Origin of the sequence: Comamonas testosteroni TK102, from assembly GCF_000739375.1 — a bacterium.
Lineage (GTDB): Bacteria > Pseudomonadota > Gammaproteobacteria > Burkholderiales > Burkholderiaceae_C > Comamonas > Comamonas brasiliensis.
Genome location: NZ_CP006704.1, coordinates 6,031,904 through 6,048,684 on the forward strand (window position 1 = coordinate 6,031,904; position 16,781 = coordinate 6,048,684).

General features: G+C 64.4%; 14 protein-coding genes. 8 read left to right on the forward strand and 6 right to left on the reverse strand.

All coding sequences use genetic code 11. From position 1 onward, the window contains the following. Positions 1–267: 267 nt before the first annotated feature. From argC to yddG, 3 genes are all read left to right on the forward strand, one after another. Positions 268–1,200, forward strand: a complete 933-nt coding sequence (gene argC / locus O987_RS27355; protein WP_043375938.1) for an N-acetyl-gamma-glutamyl-phosphate reductase — start codon at positions 268–270, stop codon at positions 1,198–1,200. 719 nt (positions 1,201–1,919) lie between these two features. Continuing rightward, entirely contained in the window at positions 1,920–3,332 is a 1,413-nt protein-coding gene (gene cycA, locus O987_RS27360; protein WP_003060059.1) for a D-serine/D-alanine/glycine transporter, read from the forward strand. Between the two features lie 137 nt (positions 3,333–3,469). Then, entirely contained in the window at positions 3,470–4,390 is a 921-nt protein-coding gene (gene yddG, locus O987_RS27365) for an aromatic amino acid DMT transporter YddG (protein WP_043375940.1), read from the forward strand. Between the two features lie 25 nt (positions 4,391–4,415). On the opposite strand, the gene O987_RS27370 is transcribed toward yddG, so the two are convergent. The 3 genes from O987_RS27370 to recA form a co-directional block, all read right to left on the reverse strand. Beyond that, positions 4,416–5,150, reverse strand: a complete 735-nt coding sequence (locus tag O987_RS27370; RefSeq protein ID WP_043375942.1) for a hypothetical protein — start codon at positions 5,148–5,150, stop codon at positions 4,416–4,418. 59 nt (positions 5,151–5,209) lie between these two features. Further along, positions 5,210–5,680, reverse strand: a complete 471-nt coding sequence (gene recX, locus O987_RS27375) for a recombination regulator RecX (RefSeq protein WP_003060052.1) — start codon at positions 5,678–5,680, stop codon at positions 5,210–5,212. Between the two features lie 190 nt (positions 5,681–5,870). Then, complete coding sequence (recA, locus tag O987_RS27380) at positions 5,871–6,980, reverse strand: recombinase RecA (protein ID WP_003060050.1); 1,110 nt, start codon at positions 6,978–6,980, stop codon at positions 5,871–5,873. A 138-nt stretch (positions 6,981–7,118) separates the two neighbouring features. Here recA and O987_RS27385 point away from each other — a divergent pair, with 138 nt between their 5' ends. The 4 genes from O987_RS27385 to O987_RS27400 all read left to right on the forward strand — a co-directional run bounded on the left by O987_RS27385 (position 7,119) and on the right by O987_RS27400 (position 11,143). After that, entirely contained in the window at positions 7,119–7,610 is a 492-nt protein-coding gene (locus O987_RS27385) for a MarR family winged helix-turn-helix transcriptional regulator (RefSeq protein ID WP_003060049.1), read from the forward strand. Between the two features lie 109 nt (positions 7,611–7,719). Next, on the forward strand, positions 7,720–8,397 hold the full coding sequence (locus tag O987_RS27390) for a response regulator transcription factor (protein WP_003060046.1): 678 nt from the start codon (positions 7,720–7,722) through the stop codon (positions 8,395–8,397). 105 nt (positions 8,398–8,502) lie between these two features. Beyond that, complete coding sequence (locus tag O987_RS27395; RefSeq protein WP_043375945.1) at positions 8,503–9,945, forward strand: sensor histidine kinase; 1,443 nt, start codon at positions 8,503–8,505, stop codon at positions 9,943–9,945. A gap of 220 nt (positions 9,946–10,165) precedes the next feature. Next, the gene (locus O987_RS27400; protein ID WP_003060043.1) at positions 10,166–11,143 is read left to right on the forward strand and encodes a tripartite tricarboxylate transporter substrate-binding protein; all 978 of its coding nucleotides are present in this window, start codon (positions 10,166–10,168) and stop codon (positions 11,141–11,143) included. A gap of 90 nt (positions 11,144–11,233) precedes the next feature. Here the strand turns inward: O987_RS27400 and O987_RS27405 are convergent, their stop codons facing one another. From O987_RS27405 to O987_RS27415, 3 genes are all read right to left on the reverse strand, one after another. Continuing rightward, a complete protein-coding gene (locus O987_RS27405) occupies positions 11,234–12,013 on the reverse strand; it encodes a hypothetical protein (protein WP_003060041.1) in 780 nt (259 codons plus the stop codon). Positions 12,014–12,196: 183 nt separating this feature from the next. Then, positions 12,197–13,030 (reverse strand): biotin--[acetyl-CoA-carboxylase] ligase, encoded by an 834-nt coding sequence (locus O987_RS27410; protein WP_043375947.1) that lies wholly within the window; start codon positions 13,028–13,030, stop codon positions 12,197–12,199. Between the two features lie 165 nt (positions 13,031–13,195). Then, positions 13,196–13,702: an SET domain-containing protein gene (locus O987_RS27415; protein WP_043375949.1), complete on the reverse strand. Its 507-nt coding sequence runs from the start codon at positions 13,700–13,702 to the stop codon at positions 13,196–13,198. 117 nt (positions 13,703–13,819) lie between these two features. Between O987_RS27415 and O987_RS27420 the strand changes: the two genes are divergently transcribed. Next, on the forward strand, positions 13,820–16,756 hold the full coding sequence (locus tag O987_RS27420; RefSeq protein WP_043375951.1) for a DNA topoisomerase III: 2,937 nt from the start codon (positions 13,820–13,822) through the stop codon (positions 16,754–16,756). Positions 16,757–16,781: the final 25 nt, after the last annotated feature.

Sequence of the window (16,781 nt, forward strand, 5' to 3'; positions counted from 1 at the left end):
TTATTCCTACACGATATCTTTTCTTCCCGCAACTTTCTTATGTCTTATATACGAGTCAAGGGCATTGAAGCAGCGGCTGGCAATGTGCTGACAACTGCGAATAGCTGCTACGTCTACTGGGCCATTCGCGCAAGACTTGCCTAAAAGACAGGCAGTGCGCATGCCTGACGAGATTCAAGGACAATCACCGCTCGGAAAGCGGCAATGGTGCCGCAGGCAGCGGCATATAAACCAAGAAATGCGCGCGCCGGTGCAGGAGAAAATGCAATGGCAAAAGTCTTTATTGACGGAGAAGCAGGAACCACAGGTCTGCAGATCCGTGATCGTCTGGTCGATTTTGCAGGTGTGGAGCTGGTCAGCATCGACCCCGCACTGCGCAAGGACCCGGCCGCCAAACGCTCTCTGATTGCCGGCGTGGACCTGGTCATCCTCTGCCTGCACGACGATGCCGCCCGTGAAACCGCTGCCATGGTGGACTCCATAACCGCAGAGACTGGCCGCGCCATCAAGATCATCGACGCCTCCACCGCCCATCGCACGGCCGCAGGCTGGGTCTACGGCTTCCCCGAACTGCGCGCCGGCCAGCTCGACGCCGTGAAGAACGCCACCCGCGTCTCCAACCCCGGCTGCTATGCCACGGGCGCCATCGCCCTGCTGGCACCGCTGGTGGCTGCCGGCCTGATTCCCGCCGACTACCCCGTGAGCCTGCCCTCCGTGTCCGGCTACACCGGCGGCGGCCGCACCATGATCGAAACCTACGAAGGCGGCGATGCCGCACCTTACGAGGCCTACGCACTGGGTCTGTCGCACAAGCACATTCCCGAAATCCTGCACTACACCGGCATGACCCGCCGCCCCGTGTTCATCCCCGCCGTGAGCAACTTTGCCCAGGGGATGCTGGTGCAGCTGCCGTTGCACCTCGATCTGCTGCCCGGCGCGCCCAAGGCCGCCGACCTGCACGACGCTCTGGCCAGCCATTACGCCCAGACCAACACCAGCGCCAACTGGGTCAGCGTGCTGCCGCCCACGGACGACAACAAGCTGGCCGCCGATACCCTGGCCAATACCAACAAGCTGGAACTGCGCGTGTTTGCCAACGAGCAATATCGCCAGGCCGTGCTGATCGCACGCCTGGACAATCTGGGCAAGGGTGCCAGCGGCGCCGCCGTGCAGAACCTGCAGATCATGCTGGGCCTGTAAGCGTGGGCTCGGTCGGCGCTCCGACTCGCTACGGTTGCGATAGCTGCAGGCGCTTGCCCCGCGCGCACCAGCGCCTGCATGCGCTCCACATCGGCTGATGCCCGCCCCGGCGGGCATATCTAATACGCCTGCCCGGCACCGGCCCGCCGCCGAACTCCTGCGGCGGCAGGACGCCGGGCCCTGCTTGCCAGACCGGACACGAAGACAAAGGGCCGGCACAGGGCGGTTGACACCGCCAGGTGCTGCTGCCCCAGCCCGGATGCCAGTACCCCGGATGCCATGGGCCGGCTTGGTTTATCCTTGCCGACTCTAAGAGCGTGTTTACGATCTCCTCGCGCCGCGACAGAGGCTTTACGGGATGGGATGCAAGGGGGCGGCCCCCCGCGCGCGACACCGCAGCAATAGCCGCGCTATTGCGAGGATTCGCGCGGCCGGCGAGGCAACGTCGCAGACCGCCCCTGACCGGGCGCCCGCAAAGCCCCTGTCCCGAAGGGTTGGAGCGCAATCGGGCGATTTCTGTGCGCTAACTCTTGCTTGCACCCCGGTGCAAGCAGCGAGCCATCGCTTCGAACTCATCCCGATTGCGCTCCAACGCGGCTGCGTAGAGATCGTAAACACGCTCTAAGATTTCAGGTTTCCTGCCAGCCATTGCGGTCCGGCGCCGCAGCGGCGGCGTTGCCGTTCGTGGCGACGGCAGCTTTTGCAAAGGTTTCCCTCAGATGACTCGCAAGGCATCAGACGCGCCGGGCCAGGATGGCCATGACCACCTGCAACGCAATCTCACCAATCGCCACATACAGCTGATCGCCATCGGCGGCGCCATAGGTACGGGCCTGTTCATGGGCTCGGGCAAGACCATCAGCCTGGCCGGGCCGTCCATCGTCTTCGTGTACATGGCCATCGGCATCATGCTGTTCTTCGTGATGCGGGCCATGGGCGAGCTGCTGCTGTCCAATCTTCAGTACCGCTCCTTCATCGATTTCTCTGCCGATCTGCTGGGCCCCTGGGCAGGCTTTTTCACGGGCTGGACCTACTGGTTCTGCTGGATCGTCACCGGCATCGCGGATGTGATTGCCATCACCGGCTACGCACAGTTCTGGTTCCCCGACATCCCGCAGTGGCTGCCTGCCATTGCCTGCGTGCTGCTGCTGCTGGGCCTGAACCTGCTGACGGTGAAGCTGTTCGGCGAGACCGAGTTCTGGTTCGCCATGATCAAGATCGTGGCCATCGTGACGCTGATCGGCGTGGGCCTGTGGATGGTGTTCTCGGGCTTCGTATCGCCTGCGGGTCGCCAGGCTGCGCTGGCCAATCTCTGGAATGACGGCGGCATGTTCCCCAACGGTCTGATGGGCTTTTTCGCGGGCTTCCAGATTGCGGTGTTCGCCTTTGTCGGCATCGAACTGGTAGGCACCACCGCCGCCGAGGCCAAGGATCCGGAGCGCACGCTGCCGCGCGCCATCAACTCGATTCCCGTGCGCATCATCGTCTTTTACGTGCTGGCGCTGGTGGCCATCATGACCGTCACGCCCTGGCGCGACGTGGTGCCGGGCAAGAGCCCGTTCGTGGAACTGTTCGTGCTGGCCGGTCTGCCCGCCGCAGCCGGCGTGATCAACTTCGTGGTGCTGACCTCGGCCGCCTCCTCGGCCAACAGCGGAGTGTTCTCCACCAGCCGCATGCTCTACGGCCTGTCGCTCAAGGGCGATGCCCCCAAGTCCTTCGGCACCCTGTCATCGCGCAGCGTGCCCTCGCGCGGCCTCATGTTTTCGTGCATCTGCCTGCTGGCAGGCGCTTTCCTGATGTGGATGATTCCCGACCTGATGGAAGCCTTCACCCTGGTGACCACGGTATCGGCCATTCTGTTCATGTTTGTCTGGTCGCTGATTCTGCTGTCCTACATCGCCTACCGCCGCCAGCGTGCAGCGCTGCACCTGGCCTCCCGTTTCAGGATGCCCGGCGGCGTCCCCATGTGTGTGGCCTGCCTGGCCTTCTTCGCGGGTATTCTGGTGCTGCTCACGCTCAAGGACGATACGCGCCAGGCACTGATCGTCACCCCGTTGTGGTTTGTGCTGCTGGGCGTGGCCTACCAGTTCGTGCGCAAGCGCGCCGCGGTCGGTGTGGTGGCAATCCAGTAAGCTCGGCGCACAATGCGCGGCATTCTTGTTTTGGATAGCAGCTGGCACTTTCCCAGCATGGAATTTCAGGTGTTTTGCCTGAAATTCCTTATCTGACAGGCGCAGGTAGCTATTGTTTTGATAATCCGGCCCGTCCCATGTCCCAGAATCCCAGCCTGCAGCACCGCGCCACCCTGATAGGCCTGCTGGCCGTGCTCTGCTGGAGCTGCACCGTGGGCCTGATGCGCGCCGTGGCCGAGCCGCTGGGTGCGGTCGGCGGCGCGGCCTGCCTCTACACCATGGCCGCCCTCTGCATTGCCGTGGCACGCGGGCGCAAAGGCTGGCGCGAGCTGGTCCGCTGGCGCAGCATGCATCCGGCCTATCTCTGGGGCTGCGGCCTGCTGTTCGTGGTCTACGAGATCTGCCTGTCCGTGGCCGTGGGCCTGGCTCACGACCGCAGCCAGGCCATGGAGATCGGGCTCATCAACTACCTCTGGCCCAGCCTCACCATCGTGCTGGCCGTGCTGTGCGGCCAGCAGGCGGCGCGCTGGTGGCTGTGGCCCGGGGTGCTGATCTGCCTGTGGGGCCTGGCGCGCGTGCTGGGCGGCGCAAGCTTCAGCCTGCCGGTCATGTGGAGCCATGTACAGAGCAACCCGCTGGCCTATGGCATGGGTTTTGCCGCCGCCCTGCTCTGGCCGGCCTATTCGCTGCTGGCGCGCCGCCATGGTGCGGGCTTCAACGCCGTGGGCCTGTTCGTGACCTGGACGGCCTTGGCGCTGTGGCTCAAATGGCTGATGCTGGACGCACCACAGCCCATGCACTGGACCTGGCTCACCGCCGGCCAGGTGGTTCTGGTCGGCGCACTCACGGCGCTGGGCTACAGCTGCTGGGAGCATGGCATCCAACATGGCAAGCTGGCCCTGCTGGCCGCGGCGTCCTACTTCACGCCCGTGCTCTCGGCGCTGATGGCCAGCGCCCTGCTGCAGGTGTTGCCGGGCTGGAGCTTCTGGCAGGGCGTGGCCCTGGTCACGCTGGGCTCGCTGATCTGCTGGTGGGCGACACGCAGCAGCCGGGACTAGGCCAGCACCGCGCCCACCCGGTCCCTCAGGCAGTCAGCCAGATGCCGAAGCCGAGTACGGCAGCATGCCCGGCCAGCAAGATCCACAGCAGCGTCCAGGGCGGCTCGGTCAGGCCCTGCAGCATCTCCTGGATGCGGGCGCCCAGAAAGGCGCGCAGCGCCGGATCGTCCTTGCCGCCTTCGCTGCCCCACTGGGCGCGCGTGTGGCCCCATTCCTCGAGCAGGTCGGCCAGCGGCAAGCGATTGAGCACGCTGCGCACCACGAACTGCACGGCACGCCCGTTGCCGACCCAGGGCTGCAGATGCTCCATCGCCGCGCCCACGGTGAGCAGATCGGCCGCCTTGTGCATGGCCTTGTGAGCGCTGGGCAGGGCCTCGATGCGCTGTGCCAGCATGGCCGCCAGACGCTCGGCCAGGCCCTGGCCGTAGCGCGCCACCAGCTTGCCTGCCGCGCGGGCGCGGCCCAACTGCAGACCGACCATGAGGTAGGCGGGAATGATGAAGATCAGGACCACGGCCACCAGCAGCGGCGGCGACATCAGCAGGCTGATCACGGCGCCGTAGATGCCGGTATGGGCCGAGGCATGAATGCCCTGGCCGGGATCGGCCATCAGGCGCGAAAAATAGAACACGGCCGCGCCGCAGCCCAGCACCAGGGCCAGCAAGGCACCGAGCATCAGGCCGCCCAGCAGCGATTTGCCGGCACTCAGGCCCACGCGCAGGGCGGATGGGGCGTCAGGGGGTTGCGAAGCAGTCAGCACGTGGGTCCCTCCGGTGTAAGAAGCGGTTCCTCGTCCAGCAGGAGGGAGCAGGCTGCAGCTCAGTCCTCGCTGTCGGGTGCTGCGCAGTATGGAGCATCGCGCAGCACGCGTGAAGCCACATCTGCCGAAAAGCCGCGCGAAGCCAGAAAGCGCAGCTGCCTGGCCTTTTCCTTGATGTCGACGGGAACGCTGCCAAAACGCTTGCACCACAGCTCGCGCGCACGCTGCAGCTCGCTGCAGCGCAGCTGCTCGCCCGCCTGGCGCACGGTCTCTTCATCCAGCCCCTTGCTGCGCAGGTCATGCACCAGACGCGCTGCGCCATAACGGCTGGCCTTGCTGCGCATGACAGACTCGACCACGCGCTCCACGCTGATGAAGCCACGCCGCTCCAGCTCGTCGAGAACGGCATTCAGATCATCGCCCTCCTCCACATGTGCAGCGAGCTTGCGCTGCAGCTCCAGCCGCGAATGCTCACGCTGCGCCAGCAGCTTCAGGGCGCGGCCCTTGAGTGAGAGCTTGGCAAAGCTCATGCTCGGATCTCTCCCATAAAAAATGCGCAGGGACCGCCTGCGCAAAGATGGCTAACTTTTGGCCCCGCCAGGCTTTCACATCGATAGCAGCGAGCACCGGGCCAGGGCCCCGCTGCCCTGCAGCGGGAATCTCAGTCCCTGCCGATGCCAGGCATTCGGCAAGGGAAAGCGACCTGGTCGCTCAGGAGGCTCAGGCCTCGATCACACCGTCCTTGTCTACCTTGCCCTTGCCGCCCTTGGCAGGCTTGGCTTCGGCAGCGGCAGCCCCGTCCATGGGCAGCAGCTTGATGCCCAGGCTATCGCGCACCTTGTTCTCGATTTCGATGGCCAGCGCGGGGTTCTCGCGCAGGAACTCACGCGAGTTGTCGCGGCCCTGGCCGATTTTTTCGCCGTTGTAGGCATACCAGGCACCGCTTTTTTCCAGGATCTTGGCGTTCACGCCCATGTCCAGAATCTCGCCTTCGCGGCTGATGCCTTCGCCAAACAAGATGTCGAACTCGGCCGTCTTGAAGGGAGGCGAGACCTTGTTCTTCACGACCTTGACCTTGGTTTCGTTGCCGATGGCCTCATCGCCCTTCTTGATGGTGCCGGTGCGGCGGATATCCAGACGCACGGAGGCATAGAACTTCAGCGCATTGCCGCCGGTGGTGGTCTCGGGCGAGCCGAACATCACGCCGATCTTCATGCGGATCTGGTTGATGAAGATGACCATGCAGTTGGTCTTCTTGATGGTGGCCGTCAGCTTGCGCAGGGCCTGGCTCATCAGACGGGCCTGCAGGCCGGGCAGGGCGTCGCCCATCTCGCCTTCGATTTCGGCCTTGGGCGTCAATGCGGCCACCGAGTCGATGACGATCAGATCCACGGCACCCGAGCGCACCAGGCTGTCGCAGATTTCCAGGGCCTGCTCACCGGTGTCGGGCTGGCTGATCAACAGATCGTTGAGGTTCACGCCCAGCTTCTGGGCATAGCCGGTGTCGAGTGCGTGTTCGGCATCGATGAAGGCACAGGTGCCGGCCTGCTTTTGCATCTCGGCAATGACCTGCAGCGTCAGCGTGGTCTTGCCCGAGGATTCTGGACCGTAGATTTCAATCACGCGACCACGCGGCAGACCACCCACGCCCAGTGCGATATCCAGGCCCAGCGAGCCGGTGGAGACGACCTGGATGTCTTCAATGGCCTCACCTTCGCCGAGCTTCATGATGGTGCCCTTGCCGAACTGCTTTTCGATCTGGGCCAGGGCGGCTGCCAGGGCTTTGGCTTTTTCGCTGTTGGCGTCGTTGGTCTTGGCGATGGCGTTCATATCAGGCTCCGAAGTAGGTGAATGACTGTCTGTGGCCAGCCCTGTCTTTACATTCAGGCTGGATGCTTGAACAGTAGTTTATGAGCTTGTATCGGCTGTGCGTCCAAATATTTAGTCAGTTTGCCTTACTATTTACCCATGTCCGAAATTGCACCTGTCACCCCCGCCGAAGATGCCTGGCGCCAGACCCATCTGGGCCGCCTGCTCGGCCATGCCATGCGCCGCTTCGATGCACGCGTGCTGCAGCTCATGGCACGCGATGTGGAGGTGCCGCTGGCCCTGTCCAACCTGGCGGCGCGCGACAAGGTGGGGGCAGCCCACATCCACATCACGCGCCATCTGTCCCTGGCCGGCGACCGCCTCACCGATCTGGCCGACAAGGCAGGCATGAGCAAACAGGCCATGGCCGACCTGGTGACGCAGTGCGAGGCCTGGGGCCTGGTCACGCGCGCGATCGACCCGCACGATGGGCGCGCCAGGCGCGTGCGCTTCACCGATGCGGGCCTGGTCTGGCTGCGGGCTTTTCACGACGCCGTGAGCCAGGCCGAGGCCGAGTTCCGCGAGGCCGTGGGCGAGGATGTGGCCACCGTGGTGGCGCTGGGCCTGGAAGCCTATGCCGAAGGCTACTGAGGCCTGACGCCTGCGAGCGCCTGTCGACAATTGCGCCGGACGGCCTTGGCCCGTCCCTACAATGGCAGCAAAAGTGCAAACAGGCACACATAACAAGCAGGAGACTCCCATGCGCATACTGATTGCCGAAGACGACCAGGTGCTGGCAGACGGCCTGCTGCGCACACTGCGCAGCTCGGGCGCCGTCGTCAGCCATGTGGCCAACGGCAGCGAGGCCGATACCGCCTTGCTGACCAGCAGCGAATTCGATTTGCTGATTCTCGATCTGGGCCTGCCCAAGGTGCACGGCCTGGAAGTGCTCAAGCGCCTGCGCGGGCGCGGCGACGCGCTGCCGGTGCTGATTCTCACGGCAGCCGATTCCATCGAGGAGCGGGTGCAAGGCCTGGACTACGGTGCCGACGACTACATGGCCAAGCCGTTTGCGCTGTCCGAGCTGGAAGCGCGCGTACGCGCCCTCACGCGTCGCGGCATGGGCGGTGCCAGCTCCACCATCAAGCATGGCCCGCTGGTCTATGACCAGACCGGCCGGGTCGCCACCATCGACGGCAAGATGGTGGAGCTGTCGGCACGCGAGCTGGGTCTGCTCGAGGTGCTGCTGCAACGCGCAGGCCGCCTGGTCAGCAAGGACCAGCTGGTGGAGCGCCTGTGCGAATGGGGCGAGGAGGTGAGCAACAATGCCATCGAGGTCTATATCCACCGGCTGCGCAAGAAGATCGAGAAAGGGCCGATCCGCATCGCCACCGTGCGTGGCCTCGGCTACTGCCTGGAAAAAATAACCCCCCCCTGAGCGGCTTTGCCTAGGCGGCCCCGCCGCTTCCCCCCAGGGGGACGGCAGCCTTTGCTTCGGGGCGGCCCTCGCTGGCTGCCTCTTGGATGAGATAGCGCACCAGCCATGAAGATCTTTCAGCGTGAGCAGCGATCCCTCTTTGGCGAGATCCTCGACTGGATGCTCACGCCGCTGCTGCTGCTCTGGCCCGTGAGCCTGGCGCTGACCTGGCTGGTGGCCCAGGGCCTGGCCAACAAGCCCTTCGATCGCGCACTGGAGTACAACGCCCAGGCCCTGGCCCAGCTGGTCATCGTGCAGCGCGGCAAGGTGCAGTTCAATCTGCCGCAGTCCGCCAGCGAGATCCTGCGCGCCGATGAGTCGGACACGGTGTTCTTCCAGGTCCGCGGCACCAGGGGCGAATATCTGGCCGGCGAACGCGACCTGCCCCGCCCGCCTACCACCGATGAGGACCCGCCCACGGGCACGGTGCTGCTGCGCGACGAGGAATACAAGGGCATAGACCTGCGCGTGGCCTATATCTGGGTGCGCATGCCGCTGCCCGGCGAGCCCAGCGCCCTGGTGCAGGTCGCCGAAACGCGCGAAAAGCGCAGCGTGCTGGCCACGGAAATCATCAAGGGCGTGATGCTGCCGCAGTTCGTCATCCTGCCGCTGGCCGCGCTGCTGGTGTGGCTGGCGCTGGCGCGCGGCATCAAGCCGCTGCACCGGCTGGAGGAACGCATCCGCGCGCGCAAGCCCGAAGATCTCTCGCCCATCAACCACAAGGATGTGCCGCTGGAAGTGGTGCCGCTGGTCGACTCGGTCAACGATCTGCTGCAGCGTCTGCATGACTCCATCGCCACGCAAAAGCGCTTTCTGGCCGACGCCGCCCACCAGTTGAAGACCCCGCTGGCGGGGCTGCGCATGCAGGCCGACCTGGCCCAGCGCGAGGGCACGAATACCGAAGATCTGAAGCGCTCGCTGGCGCAGATCGGCCGCTCCAGCATGCGCGCCACGCATACCGTCAACCAGTTGCTGGCGCTGGCGCGGGCCGAGAGCGCCGTACCCGCCATGCAGGGCTGCAACCTCGTGCGCATCGTCACTGAGGTGGTGCAGGACTGCCTGCCGCGCGCCATGGACAAGCACATCGACCTGGGCTACGAGGGCGCCGGCGCCAGCACGCCCGGCGTCTGGCTCAACGGCAATGCCACGCTGCTGACCGAGCTGGTGCGCAATCTGGTGGACAACGCCATCAACTACACGCCATCGACCAGCAAACAGCCAGGCGTGGTCACCGTGCGCGTGCAGGCCGATCATTTCGGCCAGATCCTGCTGCTGCAGGTCGAGGACTCCGGCCCCGGCGTGCCGCTGGCCGAGCGCGAGCTGATCTTCCAGCCCTTTTACCGCGCACTGGGCTCCGAAGCCGACGGCTCCGGCCTGGGTCTGCCCATCGTCATGGAAATCGCACGCCAGCATGGCGCGCAAGTGCTGCTGCAAGACGCCAGGCCCGGCCATGTGCCGCCGGGAGCGCTGTTTACCGTGCGCTTCAAGGCCATGCCGGGACAGCAGTGAAATCGTTCCGCATGCGCACCAACTTGGTGCCCTTGCGGCCTGAAAAACCGCGCCAGACTTGGCTTTGCGCCCCTTTGCCCCGATTCGCATAACGGAAACTGCGTATCTGACAACCTCTCGCTTACCCTAGAATCAATTCGATCATGGGTTGTCTGAGGAGTCGCTTTTTGTGCCACCGCAAGACAGCAATTTGGAATCAACGGATCCAGGGAGCTTTTTGATGCAACGTCGTCAATTCATCTACACCGCCGCTGCTGCCGCAGCCGCTTCTTCCTTCTCCGGCATGAGCATGGCGCAGGACACCTCGCGTCCTCTGCGCATCGTCGTGCCCTTCCCTGCCGGCGGCCCCACCGACATGGTGCCCCGCAACATGCAGGACGTGCTGATCAAGCTGCTGGGCGGCCAGGCCGTAGTGATTGAAAACAAGGCCGGAGCCGGCGGCTCCATCGGCATGGCCGAAGTGGCCCGCGCCACCGACGGCGTGACCTTCGGTATCGCCACGCTGTCCACCCATGGCGTGAACCCCGCCGTGTTCAAGAAGCTGCCCTACGACGCGACCAACGACTTCGTGGGCGTGACCGAGATCGTGAAGGCTCCCGGCGTGCTGGTGATCAACCCCAAGCTGATCCCCGTGAAGACTTTTGCCGAGTTCGTAGCCTACCTCAAGGCCAACCCCGGCAAGGTGTCCTTTGCCACTCCCGGCAACGGCACCATCGGTCACATGTGGGGCGCCCAGTTCCTCAAGAGCACGGGCACCGAAATGCACCACATCCCCTACCGCGGCTCGGCTCCGGCCATCAACGACGTGCTGGGCAACCAGGTGCCGGTCTACTTCGACCAGGTGAACTCTTCGCTGCCCCATATCAAGTCGGGCAAGGTGCGCGCCCTGGCCGTGTCCTGGCACGAGCGCCTGGACGTGCTGCCCGATGTGCAGACCTATGCCCAGGCCGGTCACCCCGACCTGAACGAGCCTTCCTGGTTCGGCCTGGTGGCCCCCAAGAACACGCCTGCCGCGCAAGTGGAACGCGTGCAAAAGGCCATCGTTGCCGCGCTGAAGGACCCCGCCGTCAAGCAGCGCATGGCTGCTCAAGGCCTGTATCCCTCGGGCACATCGAGCGCTGACTTCACCAAGCAGATCTCCAGCGAAGTGGCCAAGATGAAGAAGCTGGCCGCAGCGGCCAATATTCATCTGGACTAAAAACAGGAGCTGGTTGCGCTTGCTGTAACTGGTTTTCCAATACAAAAGGCCTGCAAATGCAGGCCTTTCTTGCGATAGAAGCTACAAAAATTACTTGACGCAGGCTTGCAATGCCTTGGGCACCAGGTTCTTGCCAGCCAGCGCGGCCACTTCGTTGCGGAAGGTGGGTGTGGCCTTGGGCAGGCGCAGCGCATAGGTAGTCACATCGGGGCGCTCCTGCACCACGCGTGCGGTACGCACGCCCTGGCGCGCAAACGTGGCCAGCTGGCGCTGCGCAGCTTCTTCGGTAGAGAAACGGCCCAGAGACAAGCCCGGCTCCAGATTGCCACCCGCTCGGTCAAAGTCGATATTCATCAGACGCAGCTCGCCGCGCTTGCGGTCCAGGAATTCGGTATCGGGGAACTTGCCCATATAGACCATCCAGCGCCCGCCCTGGTGGCTGGCCACCAGCTCCCAGTCGCTCTTGGACTTGCCCGCCAGCGCACGGCGAATGCTGTCGGCCTGCGCCTCCTCGATGCCGCTGGCCTGATAGCAGGTCTCGGGCTCCTTGACCGCTGTTTTGGCGTCCTTTGCAGGCTTGGCGTCCTCGGCCTTGGCCTCGGGCTTGCTGTCCGCCTGCGCATCGGGCCTGGATGCGGGCGCACCATCGTCCACCGCGGGTGCCTCGGACGGCTCGGTTTTTGCGGGTTCGGGAGCCGGCGCGGCTTCAGGCTGCTGCAATACCAGCGCATCGGGCTTGATCTGCTCCTGCAGGCGCTGCGGCTCGGACTGCAGCTCCGGCGCCAGCCCCATGCCGGCCAGATAGCCGTGGCTCCACAGGTAGTAGCCGGCGTTGCCCAGCACCAGGAGCAGAAAAACGATTCTCAGCATGGCGTTCCCATATCAATGTTATCCGCCAGGTTACAGCCCCTGCATGGCCTGTGAACCCGGCGCATTCCAATCGCGGGCAGCCGAGCAAGGGCCGCCCCGCAGCGAGGGCTGCGTCCTTCTCCACTTGCGCGCAGCGCGTAGAGAGAGGAGGAAGGCGCAAAGCGCCTCAGGAGGTGCTTCATTTCAAGCCTGCAACGGGCTGCTGGCCGGACGCACGCTGATTTCCGAGCTGGTCACGGCCTGTAGCCCCGCAGCGGTGCGCACCAGAAAGCCGCCATCGGCCGCCACACCCTGGGCGATGCCGCTCGTGCCGTCGCTCAGACTCACTTCGCGCCCGGCCAGCAGATCGCGCTGGGCAAAGCGCTGCATCAGCGGCACAAAACCGTGTCGGGCAAAGCTCTGCACCTCGGCCACCAGATTGGGCAATATGCAGGCCAGGGCCGTGGGCGCGTCCAGCGCGGCATCCAGCTCCTGCAGGCAGGCCGGAGCCGTGCGCATGCCGTCACCGGGGCGGGGACGGACATTGATGCCGATGCCTATCACCACGTAGCGCGGCGCCGTCATATCGTGCTGCTGCGTGCCGACGAAGCTTGCGGTCTCGATCAGAATGCCGGCCAGCTTGCGGTCGCCTTCCAGCCACAGATCGTTGGGCCATTTGATGCCGATGCGCGGCGTGGCGCTGCCGGCAACCGGCAGATGGGGCTGCAGGCTCTCAGCCACACTCACGCCCACCGCCAGCGACAGCCCCGACCAGTCGCGCGGCGCCAGCGGCAGGCCCAGCGAGAACATCAGCGAATCCCCGACGCCGCTGACCCAGTTGCGCCCCAGCCGGCCACGGCCCTGCGTCTGCTGCTCGGCAATCAGCAGCACCGGCTCCGTCAGCCCGTCGCGCGCGCGGCGCATGAGCTCGGTGTTGCTCGAGCCAATGGTCGGCAGCACCTCGACCGTGAAGCCCGGCAACTGCGGTGCAATGGCTTCCCACAGGGCTTCGGCATTCCAGTGAATCGGCTGAGTCATTTTCTTTATCCAAAATTTCTATGCAGCGAGCACGCCTTGAACAAGCATGTTCCAACTCAGAGACGCCGAGCAAGAGCCGCCTCGCGGCGATGGCGTCGTCCCCCTCCCGCATTGCGAAGCAACGCGAGAGAGGGGGAAGCGGCGGGGCCGCCTAGGCAAAGCCGCTCAGGGGGTGCCGTGAGGCATCGGCGGCTTCCAGCCCCTTTTCGGCGCCAGCATGGTGCCACGGCAGTTCGCCGCACCGCAGTAGCAGGCATATTCGGCCTTGAGCTTGGCCGTGTAGCGCTCCTCCACCATCAGGCCATAGTCGTAGTTCAGTTCCTCGCCTGCGGCAATATTGCGCAGTGCAATGATGTAGATGCGACCGTCGATCTCGTCGGTGTAGCAGTTGGGATCGCAGCTGTGATTGATCCAGCGCGAGGAATTGCCCTTGTGCGTGGCGTCGATCACACGCTCATCATCGACCTGAAAATAAAAAGTGTGATTGGGCTGGCTGGGATCATGCGGATGACGGTCCTGCGCCTCCTGCCAGTCGATCACCTCACCCACGTACTCAATAAGGGCTTCGCCTTGCGCAATATCCTGCGCGGCGAAAACGCCTTTGCCGTGCACGCCGGAGCGCCGGGTCTGGATACGGCGGCCTGTGGAAGAGGCCAGTGATGTGCGGGGCATGTTTTCTCTGATACTTTGAATATGCACACATGTGCGCATGCGCGCGCGTGAGAAGCGAATTGTATGGGCCTGAGTTTCGATTCGGGTTCAGGTGGTTAATGACGACGAGAACACACAATGACTAAAACCCTGGTGATTGCAGAAAAGCCTTCTGTCGCACAGGACATCGTCCGTGCGCTGACCCCGGTGGCAGGCAAGTTTGAAAAACACGATGACTATTTCGAATCCGACAGCTATGTGGTGACCAGTGCGGTCGGCCACCTGGTGGAAATTCAGGCGCCCGAAGAATTCGACGTCAAGCGCGGGAAATGGAGTTTTGCCAATCTGCCGGTCATCCCCCCGCGCTTTGACCTCAAGCCCGTGGACAAGACCAAGACCCGACTGAACGCCGTGGTCAAGCAGGCCAAGCGCAAGGATGTGACCGAACTCATCAACGCCTGTGACGCGGGCCGCGAGGGTGAGCTGATCTTCCGCCTGATCGAGCAATACGCGGGCGGTGCCAAGGGCGGTCTGGGCAAGCCGGTCAAGCGACTGTGGTTGCAATCCATGACGCCGCAGGCGATTCGTGACGGCTTCAACAATCTGCGCAGCGATGCCCAGATGCAAGGCCTGGCCAGCGCCGCGCGCAGCCGCTCCGAAGCCGACTGGCTGGTGGGCATCAACGGCACGCGTGCCATGACGGCCTTCAACTCGCGCGACGGCGGTTTCTTCCTGACCACCGTGGGTCGCGTGCAGACGCCCACCCTGTCCCTGGTGGTGGAGCGCGAGGAAAAGATCCGCCAGTTCGTCAGCCGCGACTACTGGGAAGTGCACGGCACTTTCGACGCCCAGGCCGGCCAGTACCTGGGCAAGTGGTTCAACCCGCAGTGGAAGAAATCGGACGATGCCGAGGCCAAGGCCGACCGCCTGTGGAACAAGGCCGAGGCCGAAGCGATTGCCGCCGCCGTCCAGGGCAAGCCGGCCACCGTCACCGAGGAAAGCAAGCCCACCACGCAGGCCTCGCCCCTGCTGTTCGACCTGACCAGCCTGCAGCGCGAAGCCAACGGCAAGTTCGGCTTCTCGGCCAAGACCACGCTGGCGCTGGCGCAAAGCCTGTACGAACGCCACAAGGCCCTGACCTATCCGCGTACCGACTCGCGCGCCCTGCCCGAAGACTATCTGCCCGTGGCGCGCCAGACCTTCGACATGCTGGCCACCAGCGGCATGCGCCATCTGGCGCCTTTTGCCCAGCAGGCCATCAACGACAACTACATCCGCCCCACCAAGCGCGTGTTCGACAACAGCAAGGTGTCGGATCACTTTGCCATCATTCCGACCACCCAGGCTCCTTCCGGCCTGTCGGAAGCCGAACAGAAGCTGTACGACCTGGTCGTGCGCCGCTTCATGGCCGTGTTCTTCCCCAGCGCCGAATACCAGGTCACCACGCGCATCAGCAAGGTCGAGCAGCACAGCTTCAAGACCGAGGGCAAGGTGCTGGTCAAGCCGGGCTGGCTGGCCATCTACGGCAAGGAAGCCGCCAACGAGGTGGAGGATGCCAAGGAAGGCGACAAGGGCCAGCCCCTGGTTGCCGTGAAGCCCGGCGAGCAGCCGCGCACCCACCACGCCGATGTCAAGGGCCTCAAGACCAAGCCGCCGGCACGCTACTCCGAAGCGACGCTGCTGGGTGCCATGGAAAGCGCCGGCAAGCAGATCGACGACGACGAGCTGCGCGAAGCCATGCAGGAAAAAGGCCTGGGCACGCCAGCCACGCGCGCGGCCATCATCGAAGGCCTGCTGACGGAAAAGTACATGCTGCGCGAAGGCCGCGAGCTGATCCCCACAGCCAAGGCCTTCCAGCTGATGACGCTGCTGCGCGGCCTGGAAGTCGAGGAACTGTGCCGCGCCGACCTGACCGGCGAATGGGAATTCAAGCTGTCGCAGATGGAAAAAGGCCAGCTCTCGCGCGAAGCCTTCATGCAGCAGATCCAGGCCATGACCGAGAAGCTGGTCAAGAAGGCCAAGGAATACGACCGCGACACCATTCCCGGTGACTACGCGACGCTTTCCACGCCCTGCCCCAACTGCGGCGGCGTGGTCAAGGAAAACTACCGCCGCTACGCCTGCACGGGTGCCAATGGAGCCAGCGAAGGCTGCGGCTTCTCGTTCACCAAGTCCCCTGCCGGCCGCACCTTCGAGACGGCCGAGGCCGAGCAGCTGCTGCGCGAGCGCCGTATCGGCCCGCTGGAAGGCTTCCGCTCCAAGGCCGGCTGGCCGTTTGTGGCCGAAGTCGCCATCGTGCGTGACGAGGAAAACAGCAACTTCAAGCTGGAATTCGACTTCGGTGACGACAAGGATTCCGAGGACACGGGCGAGATCGTGGACTTTGCCCACCAGCAAAGCCTGGGCCCCTGCCCCAAGTGCGGCTCGCCTGTCTTCGAGCATGGCGCCAACTATGTCTGCTCCAAGGCCGTGCCCACGCTGGCCCAGACCACGCCCAGCTGCGACTTCAAGAGCGGCCAGATCATCCTGCAGCAGCCCATCGAACGCGAGCAGATGAGCAAGCTGCTGCAGACCGGCAAGACCGACCTGCTGGAGAAGTTCGTCTCCAACCGCACGCGCCGCAACTTCAAGGCCTTCCTGGTCTGGGATGGTGCGGCAGGCAAGGTGAACTTCGAGTTCGAGCAGCGCGAAAGCAAGTACCCGGCACGCAAGACGGCTGGTGCAGCGGCGGCCAAGACCACGACCGCTGCCGCCAAGAAGACAGGCACGGCTGCCAAGAAGACCGCCGCCAAGACAGCGACCAGGGCGACGACCAAGACCGCTGCGGTGAAGAAGCCCCGCACCGTGAGCGCCACGCTCAAGCCCAGCGCCGATCTGGCCGCCGTGATCGGCAGCGAGCCCACCTCGCGCCCCGACGTGATCAAGAAGCTCTGGGACTACATCAAGGCCAACGGCCTGCAGGATGCCAAGGACAAGCGCGCCATCAACGCCGACGCCAAGCTCAAGCCGGTGTTCGGCAAGGAGCAGATCAGCATGTTCGAGCTGGCAGGCATTGTGGGCAAGCATGTGAGCTGATCGCCAGCCCTGCCCCGCCAACCCA

Coding starts and splice junctions, on each gene's coding strand:
- argC (WP_043375938.1), top strand. CDS start 268: ATGGCAAAAGTCTTTATTGACGGAGAAGCAGGAACCACAGGTCTGCAG.
- cycA (WP_003060059.1), top strand. CDS start 1,920: ATGACTCGCAAGGCATCAGACGCGCCGGGCCAGGATGGCCATGACCAC.
- yddG (WP_043375940.1), top strand. CDS start 3,470: ATGTCCCAGAATCCCAGCCTGCAGCACCGCGCCACCCTGATAGGCCTG.
- recX (WP_003060052.1), bottom strand. CDS start 5,680: ATGAGCTTTGCCAAGCTCTCACTCAAGGGCCGCGCCCTGAAGCTGCTG.
- recA (WP_003060050.1), bottom strand. CDS start 6,980: ATGAACGCCATCGCCAAGACCAACGACGCCAACAGCGAAAAAGCCAAA.
- O987_RS27385 (WP_003060049.1), top strand. CDS start 7,119: ATGTCCGAAATTGCACCTGTCACCCCCGCCGAAGATGCCTGGCGCCAG.
- O987_RS27390 (WP_003060046.1), top strand. CDS start 7,720: ATGCGCATACTGATTGCCGAAGACGACCAGGTGCTGGCAGACGGCCTG.
- O987_RS27395 (WP_043375945.1), top strand. CDS start 8,503: ATGAAGATCTTTCAGCGTGAGCAGCGATCCCTCTTTGGCGAGATCCTC.
- O987_RS27400 (WP_003060043.1), top strand. CDS start 10,166: ATGCAACGTCGTCAATTCATCTACACCGCCGCTGCTGCCGCAGCCGCT.
- O987_RS27405 (WP_003060041.1), bottom strand. CDS start 12,013: ATGCTGAGAATCGTTTTTCTGCTCCTGGTGCTGGGCAACGCCGGCTAC.
- O987_RS27410 (WP_043375947.1), bottom strand. CDS start 13,030: ATGACTCAGCCGATTCACTGGAATGCCGAAGCCCTGTGGGAAGCCATT.
- O987_RS27415 (WP_043375949.1), bottom strand. CDS start 13,702: ATGCCCCGCACATCACTGGCCTCTTCCACAGGCCGCCGTATCCAGACC.
- O987_RS27420 (WP_043375951.1), top strand. CDS start 13,820: ATGACTAAAACCCTGGTGATTGCAGAAAAGCCTTCTGTCGCACAGGAC.